The sequence below is a fragment of the Carboxylicivirga marina genome, assembly GCF_016612505.1.
GTDB lineage: Bacteria > Bacteroidota > Bacteroidia > Bacteroidales > Marinilabiliaceae > Carboxylicivirga > Carboxylicivirga marina.
In genome coordinates, this window is sequence record NZ_JAENRR010000101.1 from 1 (window position 1) to 11,559 (window position 11,559).

Below are 11,559 nucleotides of genomic sequence, written 5' to 3' on the forward strand. Positions count from 1 at the left end.
TTGAAAATTTCGTTAAAGGGTTCTGCGATTTTATCAAGTCAAAAATTGAAAAAACTAATTTTTAGAACCCACCTTAAATAAAAAATTATGGAACAGACAGGCGTGCAAGCTAACCCTATACTATCATTTTTACCATTACTTCTTATAATGATACCGCTCATTTTTGTTATTCGAAAATTAGCCATTGAAAAAGGCAGAGATGCCGTATTGTGGACCATACTGGCCTGCATCCCATTTGTTAACTTTATAGTTTTGTGGTACATCGTAGGCACGCCAAACAAGAGGCTGGAAGATAAAATGGATAAAATACTCGAAGCACTTAACAAGTCTGATAAAGAATAAACAAGCATCCATTTTTATGAATAAAATAAAGACCTTCATTTCTATGAGCTTATTATTGGTTTCAATCATAAGCTGCGAGAAGAGTAATGATGACGTTCAGCCCATAGACATCTTAATTGGCAAATGGCAACTGATTGACTTAGTTAACATTTCGGATAAAGAAAAGTACTTAGGAGAAACACTTGAGTTAAAAGACGATTACCAATACGTGTATAAAGACAAGGACGGTGTCATCATTTCTCAGGGCTCTGTGATTTATGGGGAGAATAAGGAATACGTTCAGTTATCAAACGGACGCTATGGAGTAAGCGAAATGCGTTATCACATAATTGAAATAACAAATGAATGGCTGAAGCTTGAGGAGCATTATACTCTGGATAACAAAGACAGCTATTTAGAATATCATTATGAGCGCATGAAATAAGATGACTAATTAATACGCGATTGATTAAACAATAACCTCAAAAATGACAACTTATGTTAGCCATTATTTTATCCATCATTCTTCCTGGTTTAGGCCAACTCTATTACGGCAAAGTGTTTAAAGGCTTAGTCATGATATTCCTGACTTTTGTGCCATTTATCTATCCATTTGTTTTAATCTGGTCGATTTATGATTGTGTTCAACTAAGAAAAAAAGTAAGCATTGATCCCATCACACAGAAAGAAACAGCACTGGCTCTAGTCATTGGTTTTATCATCGTTCCTATAGTGGCAATAGGGCTATACACTGGTGTTAGTGTAGTTGGCAATAAAATATCAAACCAATACCTCAAAAAAAACTATACCCTCACTGAAATGAAGAAAATGCAGTTAGATCTGGAAAAGACCTTACATAAAAATGGCAGTTATCCTGAAAATCTCAGTGAGTTGGTTGGCCATAAGCCTTTAAACGAGACTTTGTACACGGATGCCTGGGGAAATATGTATCATTATGAGAAAAAAGATGATAACTCCTATAAACTAATGTCAAATGGCGTTGATGGTATAAGTGGTACAAACGATGATATTGTATTGAGCAATTAAAAAAACAACACTTCACTATTGGCTTTACCGATTGTGAATTCAGGTTTATTATAACAAACAGATAAGAAATGAATTGTCCCAGATGTAAAACAGTTTTGAAAGCAGATAAGATTAAAGACTTTAAAGCCAGATTTGAAGTTGATTATTGCACCTCGTGTGGCGGCACCTGGTTTGATAAAAACGAATTATCTCAAATAGAACATGTGATTGAACCCACGTTGTTAGAAATAAGAAAGGTACCGACCAAGACAAAACAACAGGAACCATTATGCTGTCCATGCTGCAACAATCTTCAATACCTTCAGAAAGCAGAACACCCTCGTGATAAAAAAGTGATAATTGATTACTGCCCATCCTGTAAAGGTATCTGGCTTGATAAAGGTGAGTTGGCGGCTATTCAAAAGGAAAACTGGCTAATTACAATTGGTAAGATTTTTAAATGGTTGGTTGGAGAAGACTAATTCTGATCGCATTCAATATTAAGACATAAGAAATGACTCAATCACAAAACTCAAAGCAATTTTTCCGAACACTAAACCTTATACATCTGGCGATGCTCACAGGGCAGCTCCTGTTTATTACAGTGGCGCTACACCTTAAATTTTCGGCCAATGCCATTAATACCCAAGAGTTGTCATTCCCATTTTCACTTGTAGTTCCTCTATTAACTGGTATCTGCATCGTAATTAGCAAAGTGCTTTATACGCTTCTCACAAAACAAACCCAGACACTAAGTGATATTAAAGATAAAATGAAACTATACATGACGAGTTGTATTATTCAACTGGCTCTTCTTGAAGGGGCGGCCTTGTTCTCGGTCGTCGTGTTCATGATGACTGGTGAAATCTATTTTCTGCTTTTTAACCTTGTTCTCATCCTGTTCTTTTGGGTGGCAAAGCCAGGCCGGGAAAAAGCCATAATCCATCTAAAATTAAATAATGAAGAAATGCTTCTGATTAGAGATGATGAGGCGGTTATTTATGAAGTAAAAACAAGATATTAGTGGAGATAGGTACATAATGGATAACTATTCAAATGCGACTTATTGTATAACAGAAAGTTTAACTTACACATCAAATACATAACAATGGAACAACAACTTACAAACAACACAGAAGAGCCAACAGTGAAACAGCTCACTATTTCAGACAGTGCAACTTACTATTTGACAGCCACCAGCAAGTGGACCTATTTCCTATCCATTATGGGCTTTCTTTTTATTGGCTTTATTATCATGGCAGGAATCTTTGCCAGCTCTATGATGTCGTTGATGATGGGTGATGCAGCAGGACTAATGCCTCCGGGCATGGGCTTTTTATTTGGCGGCATTTATGTGGTATTTGGTATCCTATACCTATTCCCTACCATGTATTTGCTTAAGTTTTCACAGAAAACGAAGTTGGCATTAGCCACCAGCAGCAATGAAGAGTTAAATGTAGCCTTAAGCAACCAAAAGTCTTTCTTTAAATTCTGGGGTATTTTAACCATTGTAGTGATTTCACTTTATGCCTTATCAGGCATTGTTATGGTAATAGCCGGTGCTTTTTGGTTTTAAAAGAAAGTGGTATTCAGAGGTAGGTACTTTGATGTGTATGACATCAAAGTACCTTCTTACATGCTGATTAATGAATTAAGAACTAATTTTAGGAACGTAATTTGTAGAGCATCGAAAAATAGAAAAGGCAGTTTTAAATGGTAAACTGCCAAAACAATTAGCACTACAGGCAATGAAAATCATCGCATTCATAGATACCGAAACAGATGTCAAAAACAATAGAATACTTGATATCGGCGGCGTTATGGATAATCACTTAACAATGCATTCCAGTTCCATTGATGAATTCCATCAATTTATTCATCAGGCGGAATACTTATGTGGTCATAATATTATTCACCATGATTTGGTACATATAAAAAGAGCAACAAAACGCTCAATGGATCAACTAAAGATAATCGATACACTTTATCTATCACCTCTTCTATTCCCAACCAAACCATATCATGCCCTTTTAAAGGATGATAAACTACAAACCGATGAACTAAACAATCCGCTTAATGATGCGATAAAAGCCAAAGACTTGTTCTACGATGAAGTTTCTGCATTTCATGAATTAGATGGTGAACTAAAGCAGATTTATTTCGCACTACTTGCTGATGAACAGGAATTTTCTTCGTTCTTTTATTTCGTCGACTACTCTTCTAATGAATTAGATACTTGCTTACTAATACAAAACCAGTTTCGCGATCGCATTTGTCGACATGCCAACATCGAAAAGCTAATTATTGAAAACCCTTTAGAATTAGCTTATTGTTTGGCTTTAATCAATACCAACAATCGTTACTCCATCACCCCGCCATGGGTTGTTAAAAACTGCCCAGATATTGAAAGAGTGATGTACCTGCTTCGAAATAAACCCTGCCTCAAAGGGTGCCCGTACTGTAATCATTCTCTTGATGCTAAGGCTGGCTTAAAAAAGTTTTTTGGATTCGACTCGTATAGAAGCTATGGTGGTAAAGCTTTGCAGGAAGAAGCGGTAAACGCAGCCATCAACAACAAGTCCGTTTTAGCGGTATTTCCCACAGGAGGTGGTAAATCTATAACCTTTCAGGTACCAGCCTTGATGAGTGGTGAGAGCGTAAAAGGGATAACGGTTGTCATCTCCCCCCTCCAATCGTTGATGAAAGACCAGGTGGATAACCTGGAAAATTCAAACATAACCGAAGCAGTCACCATCAATGGTTTACTCGATCCTATTGAAAGAGCTCAATCCTTCGAACGAGTCGAAAACGGTACTGCTTCATTGCTTTACATCTCACCTGAATCCCTGCGTTCTAAATCTATCGAGCGCCTGCTACTGGGGCGAAATGTAGTTCGTTTTGTTATTGACGAAGCCCATTGCTTTTCTTCATGGGGACAAGATTTTAGGGTTGATTACCTTTATATAGGAGACTTCATAAGGTCTTTGCAAGAAAAGAAGAATCTGGAAAACGGCATACCCGTTTCATGTTTTACAGCCACCGCCAAGCAAAATGTCATTCAGGATATAAAAGACTATTTCCTGGATAAACTCAACTTACAACTAGAGATATTTAGTGCAAAGGCTTCCCGCACTAACCTAAACTACAAGGTCATTCCGAAAGATAATGAGGAAGATAAATATGCCACACTACGCAATCTCATTGACGGGAAAATCTGTCCGACTATTATTTACGTTTCGCGCACACGCAGAGCTTATCAAATAGCTGAAAGGCTCTCAGAAGATGGTTACCGAGCCAAAGCCTATCATGGTAAAATGGATAAGCAGGAAAAATCAGAAAACCAGGATGCCTTTATTCGTGGTGATGTTGATATAATGGTGGCAACATCAGCATTTGGCATGGGCGTAGATAAAAAAGATGTGGGTATGGTCATTCATTATGAAGTATCTGACTCCCTCGAAAATTATGTACAAGAGGCCGGAAGAGCAGGACGTGATGAACATATAACAGCAGACTGTTATGTTCTATACAATGAGGAAGACCTAAGTAAGCACTTTATATTACTCAATCAAACCAAACTAAACATTAAAGAAATTCAGCAGATATGGAAAGCAATCAAAGACATCACCCGATTTCGATCCAACGTTTCCAATTCGGCATTAGAAATTGCCCGAAAAGCAGGTTGGGATGATAATGTAGTTGAAATTGAAACAAGAGTGACCACCGCCATTGCCGCATTAGAAGAAGCTGGGTATTTGAAACGAGGTCAGAACATGCCCCGTATCTTTGCAACAAGCATCCTATCTAAAAATGCTCAGGAAGCTATTGAAAAAATTAACAGTTCATCAAATTTTAACGAAAGGCAACGACAACATGCCGTGCGAATCATTAAGAAACTCTTCTCAAGCAAAAGCAGACAGCAAGCGCCTGACGGAGAAGTTGCTGAATCAAGAATCGACTATATATCTGACCATTTAGGAATTGTAAAAGAAGAGGTTATTAATGTGGTTAACCTTTTACGCGAAGAACACATTTTGGCAGACACTAAAGACTTAACTGCCTACATAAAACGTGGTGAAAATAAAAATCGTTCCTTGAATATTGTCAATTCAATGGCACAAATTGAAAAGTTTCTGACCACTCAATTCACTGAAAGAGAGCAATCGTTTCACATAAAAGAACTCAACGAACTGGCAGAAGAAAAAGGTTGCAATGGGGTATCTCCAAATAAGATTAAAACTATTATCAATTTCTGGATGATTAAAAACTGGTTGAAGCGAAAACAGCACAACTTCTCCCAAAATCATCTGACCATATTATCAAACTATTCGCAAAAAACATTAAGTGACAAATTAGAAAAACGATATGAACTGGCCCGTTTTATTGTTGAATATCTGTTTATAAAAAGTTCACTGTTGCAAGATGATAAAAACAAAGAGCAGGTGCTCGTTGAGTTCTCAGTTCATGAACTTAAAGACGAATATGAGAAACAAAATGCCTTATTCAAACTTAACATTAGCATCGACGATATCGAAGATGCCTTGTTTTATCTATCTCGAATAGATGCCATAAAAATTGAAGGCGGTTTTCTGGTGGTGTATAATAAACTAAGTATTGAGCGCCTTGAAGATGACAATAAGGTAAAGTATAAAAAGGAGGATTATAAAAAGCTTAATGCATTCTACGAAAACAAGGTGCAACAAATTCATATTGTTGGCGAATATGCCAAAAAAATGATTCAAGATTACAAGGAAGCCCTACAATTTGTGGAAGATTATTTTCAGTTGAACTATACATCATTTCTGAATAAGTACTTTAAAAGCAGCCGGCAAAATGAGATAAAAAGGAACATAACTCCTGCCAAGTTCAAACAATTATTTGGAGAACTATCACCGGCACAACTTGGGATAATTAAAAATAACATTTCGCCATACATTGCAGTAGCTGCTGGTCCCGGCAGCGGAAAAACAAGGGTGTTAGTACACAAGCTGGCATCCCTGCTGTTGATGGAGGATGTGAAACATGAGCAATTGTTAATGGTCACCTTTTCGAGAGCCGCAGCAACTGAGTTTAAAAAGCGCTTGTTTGCGCTAATAGGTAATGCAGCAGCTTTCATTGAGATTAAAACTTTTCATGCTTATTGCTTTGATTTATTGGGGAAAGTTGGCTCCATTGAGAAATCGCAAACCATCATTGAGCATGCCGTTAATAAAATCAAAAATAAAGACATTGAAACCAACCGGATTACCAAAACCGTCTTAGTCATTGACGAAGCTCAGGATATGGATGTAAATGAGTTTGAACTGATTAAAACATTAATGCAACACAATGAAGAAATGCGGGTGATTGCAGTGGGCGATGATGACCAAAACATTTATGAATTCAGAGGAGCTAGTTCGCAATATCTGGAACAATTTATTAAGGAGCAGAAAGCAATAAAAGTCGAACTTATCGAAAACTATCGTAGTAAGGCCAACCTCGTTGAGTTTACCAATCACTTTGCCAAAAAAATCACAAGCCGAATAAAAGAAACACCAATTGTTCCGCATACCACCGAAATGGGTCGTATTAAAGTAGTTAGATATTCTGGTTCTCACCTGATTGAGCCCCTCGTAAAAGATGTATTGTCGACCGACCTAAGGGGGACGACATGTATTCTGACACATACTAACTCAGAAGCATTACAGATTACAGGTCTATTGCTGCATAAAGGCATACCAGCGAAACTGATTCAAAGCAACGATGGTTTTAGCCTTTATAACCTGATAGAGGTGCGTTTTTTTATTGAACAACTCTATTTTTCTGATGACAAATACACCATAAGTGAAACTACCTGGAAGTCGGCAAAAAGAAAGCTGTGGAATAAGTATAAAGAAAGTTCCAAGATTGACATTTGCGTTAATCTGATTAAGGATTTTGAATTAAGTAATCCCAAGATGAAATACCAATCTGACTTCGAAGTATTTGTAAGAGAATCGAAGCTAGAGGATTTTATTAACACTAATGGCGAAACTATTTTTGTTTCAACCATACATAAGTCAAAAGGTAAGGAGTTTGATAACGTTTTTCTAATGCTCAATAATATCAAACCAAATAATGATGCCAAAAAACGTGAGCTATATGTAGCAATGACACGTGCTAAACAAAATCTCGCCATCCATCTAAACGGCAATTATCTTGATGATATTTCTTGTGAAAACATTGAACGAAAAACAGACAACTATCACTACAAAGACTCTAGTCTACTAATCACACATCTTACGCACAAGGATATCTGGTTAAGTTATTTTTCATCCGTTCAAAGTATTATTGCTGAATTAAAAAGTGGCGATAAACTACAAGTTGACGATAATGGCTGTTCTGCCATGAATGGGAATAAAGTCTTGAAATTTTCAAAAAATTATAAAGAGAAACTTAACAAGTATGCCAATCTAGGTTACCACTTAACGGAAGCTACTGTTAACTATATTGTTTATTGGAGCTCTGAAAAAATGGAGAGTGAAATTAGAATAATGTTACCAGAATTAAATTTTACAAAAACATAATATCATCATAAAAACCCACACAAATGACTAATAAAGAATGCTTTCTATTCCGAAATTCAGGAACAGTCTATTCAATCAAGTTCTAAATGGACTTGGTTTATCAATGGCGCCAACATCTTAATTGGTTATTTGCTATTGACCAACCTTAATTTCATAGCCAATCTACTGGATAAAAAGAACAAATCACAACTCAATAGCTACACACTATGGAAAATATCTTTTCGCAGAAAATGGCCGATAAAAGCGACCTTGAACTAAAAGAGATACTAGAAAACAGATACGATTACCAGGAAGAAGCCTTTTCGGCAGCATTATACGAAGTTGAAAAACGACGAAAAGCGAAGGTATATAATACGCCAGCTGAAACAACTAGTGAACAGAAATTAAAAGAAGAGGAAGAAGCTGAAGAGGAGAATGATAAGCACCGATCTGTGGCACAAATACTAAGTGGCTTGATACCCAGCAGTGGCTACATAGTCACTCCACTAATCATTTACATCAATATCTTTATTTATCTGTTAATGGTAATAATGGGTGTGCATCCCGTTGAACCAAGTGTAGATTCATTAATCGAATGGGGTGGTAACATACGTGTCTTAAGTCTTGATGGCGAAGCCTGGCGATTGCTCACATGTGCCTTTTTGCATATCGGTGCAATGCATTTGTTATTCAACATGTATGCCTTACTGTTTATAGGTAAAGAAATTGAAACGCAAATAGGCAGTTCTAAATTCTTATTTGCCTACCTGGTAACAGCGATACTTGCAAGTATAACCAGTATTGCAGTTAATGATAATGTAGTTGGTGCAGGTGCTTCAGGTGCCATCTTTGGCATGTACGGTGTGCTTATTTCTTTGGTACTGCTCAAAGGCCTTGAGATACCACAGGAAACACGTAAAAACTTCCTCACCAGTGTATTTACTTTTGTGGGCTATAACTTGTTTTTTGGTTTTACCCAGGAAGGCATCGACAATGCAGCACACATTGGTGGTTTAGTAAGTGGATTATTGGTAGGTGGTATTTTTTATGTCACCAAAAGTGATTTACGTGTCACACGTGTAACTAACTTTGTGGTACTGGTATCCGTGGCATTACTGATTACTGCACTGCCTAGACTCATCCCGAATCAATTTGGGACTTACACTAAACTGATGGAAGAGTTTACTGTGATGGAGGAAAAAGCCTTGCAAGTATATCAATTATCCGAGCATACCAACGATGATGTGTATTTAAAAGCAATTACTGAGGAGAGCCTGCCCAGTATGGAAAAATGCCTGACCCTCATTGTACAAATAGATACAATTGGCAATCTACCGCTTGAGTTACAAGAGCAAAACAAACTCCTAAAACGCTATGTACTGTATCGCATAGGCTGCTTTCAGTTGGCAGAAAAATCCATTAATGAACAAACAACAATGTACCATCAGGATATTGAACGATACAACCAGAAGATTGAACTGATACTTCATAAACTGGAAGGCCAGGACATTTCTGATTCTGATTTGGTAGCTAACCCACCACTTACAGATTCCGATGAACCCTTAATTATTTTCGATGGCATGCCTATCCTATCTAATAAAAACATCAATCATAGCATTATTGAGTCAATAGAAGTATTAAAAGATGAAGCAGCCACCAGTATTTATGGCGAACGAGGAAAAAATGGTGTGGTTTTGATTAATACTAAAAAACAATAATCTCTTCGATTCAGCATTTCCCATAAAAGTTGATATATTTATTCTGGTTACATTATAAATTGTTCAGATGGATTTTGGAAAATTACTAATACCTCTTGTCGTAGGATTAATGATGGCCTTTCTGATGGCCAAATCAAAGAAGAATCCAAAGAAAACAGCCGAAGGGTATTCCATTTTAAAGCTTCCAGCGTTTTATACAATCATGGGAGCTATCGCTATAATCGGCAGCCTGCTATTGTTGTTTGTCACTGTTTTTTTGGCTAAAGATGAATGGTTACCAGCAGGTATTGGCACTATCGTCATGTCTGCCATGGGTTATTATCTATTTGCCAGTGGATATATTTCAAACATCATATTATCAGAAAATGGCATTGTAAAGACCAACATCTATGGTAAGAAAAATGAAATTAAATGGACAGATATCGACAAAGTATCATTTGGTAAAATCAGTTTAGAGCTGACCATCAAAAGTCATGATAAAAAGATTAAAGCACATATGCACATGGTGGGTTTTCCCGCTTTGCTCGAGCAGGTTGAACAACATACTGGTAAAACTAAAACATCACTAGGCATACCTAATTAATTGACCAAACCAAATACAAGAACATGACATACTTCACATTTATCACACTGCTGATTATAAACCTTGCACCTGTTTTCTCTCAAACAAAAGACATTAACGTTATATATGGCAAAAACCACTTATTCACCGTAGAAACACCCAGCAACTGGGTGAATGACCGCCAGGCAGCCAGCACTATTGGCCTCACTAACTTTTTTTATTGTATCGACGATAAAGACAAACCTCAACGAAGCTACATTTTTGCCAGCGGCATTGATAAAAGTGCGGCTAAAGATTCGCTGCAAGCATTTGTTCATGGAGATATTGCTGGTTTTAAAAAGAAGTATCCGGACGCCAAAATAACACAAAGTGATTTTAGCCACAGCCCACCTATAATCAATATCATTGGTTTATCATTTGAAAATCTGCACGATCGTTATAAAGAAGAAGTTATTTATTTAGAAACAGATAAGACCTTTATAATTCTCACCTTTTGTGCCATGAGCGAAGCCGATTACCAGAAGTACAACCCTGTTTTTGACACGGAGTTTATCGGTGGCTTTAAGTATTTGGGCAACGATCCTACCCCCTTCCTTGAATGGCAGAAGAATAATCAAACCAGTGTTAAGAATGGTCAGTAAACAGATAACACCTAAACAAAGCACACAAACTACCTAATTCAATGAAATACCTTTTATTTGCCACACTACTTGTTAGCCTCATGGCATGCAGTAAGCAGCCCTCTCCCTTAGCCAATTTTGAACAGTATTTTTATGAGCCTGAGAAACTTCAAAATGGCAAAGTATTTACTTTTCAAAAGGTAAGCACGCTGGAAACAGTACAAATCCTCAAAAAACATGTTCATAAAAACGGCAAAAAGCTGATTGCCACTATCCAGAGTACATCAGGTGTTGTGTATGACTCTACACTTATCGAACCAACATTCCCTTATAACTACAGCCATATCTACAGGTTTGATTATGATTCTTCCGGTACTTTTGAAGGCCTTAGTGAGGGGACGATTAAAAAGGACGAAGTCACCGATAATGGCATGCACTCTATCTTCCAATTTAAACACGAAGACATTTTGTATAAAATTGATAAAGAGCAAGAGTACGTTTGTGATACAACATATATTTGGAAAGGTGAAGCACTACCAGCCATTTACTTTAAATACACCAATGAGTTTAAATCCTGGCACAAATACTTATTCTTTTTAAGTAGTTCTCACCAACGCGAAGGCTATTTCATGTACGCCAAAGGGCTTGGCGTCGTTAAGTATGGCAGCGTTTTTAATGGTGTAAAAGAAGATTGGGAATTGAAAGATATTACCTTAAATCCGCAGCTAGATTAGTTTGTTGATACTTTTACAATTTATATGTTTATGATGGAGAAATACTGCTAGGTT

Annotated in this window: 11 protein-coding genes; all 11 read left to right on the forward strand. The window is 37.0% G+C overall.

The features are described from left to right. The first annotated feature begins 87 nt into the window (after positions 1-87). The gene (locus tag JIV24_RS21280) at positions 88-342 is read left to right on the forward strand and encodes a hypothetical protein (protein ID WP_200467105.1); all 255 of its coding nucleotides are present in this window, start codon (positions 88-90) and stop codon (positions 340-342) included. 16 nt (positions 343-358) lie between these two features. Then, positions 359-766 carry a hypothetical protein gene (locus tag JIV24_RS21285; protein ID WP_200467106.1) on the forward strand — a complete coding sequence of 136 codons (408 nt, stop codon included), beginning with the start codon at positions 359-361 and terminating at the stop codon, positions 764-766. 53 nt (positions 767-819) lie between these two features. After that, a complete protein-coding gene (locus JIV24_RS21290; RefSeq protein ID WP_200467107.1) occupies positions 820-1,368 on the forward strand; it encodes a type II secretion system protein GspG in 549 nt (182 codons plus the stop codon). Between the two features lie 68 nt (positions 1,369-1,436). After that, entirely contained in the window at positions 1,437-1,829 is a 393-nt protein-coding gene (locus JIV24_RS21295; RefSeq protein ID WP_200467108.1) for a TFIIB-type zinc ribbon-containing protein, read from the forward strand. A 32-nt stretch (positions 1,830-1,861) separates the two neighbouring features. After that, positions 1,862-2,371: a hypothetical protein gene (locus JIV24_RS21300; RefSeq protein WP_200467109.1), complete on the forward strand. Its 510-nt coding sequence runs from the start codon at positions 1,862-1,864 to the stop codon at positions 2,369-2,371. Positions 2,372-2,455: 84 nt separating this feature from the next. Further along, positions 2,456-2,923, forward strand: a complete 468-nt coding sequence (locus JIV24_RS21305; RefSeq protein ID WP_200467110.1) for a DUF5362 family protein — start codon at positions 2,456-2,458, stop codon at positions 2,921-2,923. Positions 2,924-3,095: 172 nt separating this feature from the next. Then, a complete protein-coding gene (locus tag JIV24_RS21310) occupies positions 3,096-7,892 on the forward strand; it encodes a RecQ family ATP-dependent DNA helicase (protein ID WP_200467111.1) in 4,797 nt (1,598 codons plus the stop codon). Between the two features lie 206 nt (positions 7,893-8,098). Next, the gene (locus JIV24_RS21315; RefSeq protein ID WP_200467112.1) at positions 8,099-9,589 is read left to right on the forward strand and encodes a rhomboid family intramembrane serine protease; all 1,491 of its coding nucleotides are present in this window, start codon (positions 8,099-8,101) and stop codon (positions 9,587-9,589) included. Positions 9,590-9,656: 67 nt separating this feature from the next. Beyond that, positions 9,657-10,172 carry a hypothetical protein gene (locus JIV24_RS21320; protein WP_200467113.1) on the forward strand — a complete coding sequence of 172 codons (516 nt, stop codon included), beginning with the start codon at positions 9,657-9,659 and terminating at the stop codon, positions 10,170-10,172. Between the two features lie 23 nt (positions 10,173-10,195). Continuing rightward, complete coding sequence (locus tag JIV24_RS21325) at positions 10,196-10,792, forward strand: hypothetical protein (RefSeq protein WP_200467114.1); 597 nt, start codon at positions 10,196-10,198, stop codon at positions 10,790-10,792. A 41-nt stretch (positions 10,793-10,833) separates the two neighbouring features. Further along, entirely contained in the window at positions 10,834-11,505 is a 672-nt protein-coding gene (locus JIV24_RS21330; RefSeq protein WP_200467115.1) for a hypothetical protein, read from the forward strand. Positions 11,506-11,559: the final 54 nt, after the last annotated feature.

Coding starts and splice junctions, on each gene's coding strand:
- JIV24_RS21280 (WP_200467105.1), top strand. CDS start 88: ATGGAACAGACAGGCGTGCAAGCTAACCCTATACTATCATTTTTACCA.
- JIV24_RS21285 (WP_200467106.1), top strand. CDS start 359: ATGAATAAAATAAAGACCTTCATTTCTATGAGCTTATTATTGGTTTCA.
- JIV24_RS21290 (WP_200467107.1), top strand. CDS start 820: ATGTTAGCCATTATTTTATCCATCATTCTTCCTGGTTTAGGCCAACTC.
- JIV24_RS21295 (WP_200467108.1), top strand. CDS start 1,437: ATGAATTGTCCCAGATGTAAAACAGTTTTGAAAGCAGATAAGATTAAA.
- JIV24_RS21300 (WP_200467109.1), top strand. CDS start 1,862: ATGACTCAATCACAAAACTCAAAGCAATTTTTCCGAACACTAAACCTT.
- JIV24_RS21305 (WP_200467110.1), top strand. CDS start 2,456: ATGGAACAACAACTTACAAACAACACAGAAGAGCCAACAGTGAAACAG.
- JIV24_RS21310 (WP_200467111.1), top strand. CDS start 3,096: ATGAAAATCATCGCATTCATAGATACCGAAACAGATGTCAAAAACAAT.
- JIV24_RS21315 (WP_200467112.1), top strand. CDS start 8,099: ATGGAAAATATCTTTTCGCAGAAAATGGCCGATAAAAGCGACCTTGAA.
- JIV24_RS21320 (WP_200467113.1), top strand. CDS start 9,657: ATGGATTTTGGAAAATTACTAATACCTCTTGTCGTAGGATTAATGATG.
- JIV24_RS21325 (WP_200467114.1), top strand. CDS start 10,196: ATGACATACTTCACATTTATCACACTGCTGATTATAAACCTTGCACCT.
- JIV24_RS21330 (WP_200467115.1), top strand. CDS start 10,834: ATGAAATACCTTTTATTTGCCACACTACTTGTTAGCCTCATGGCATGC.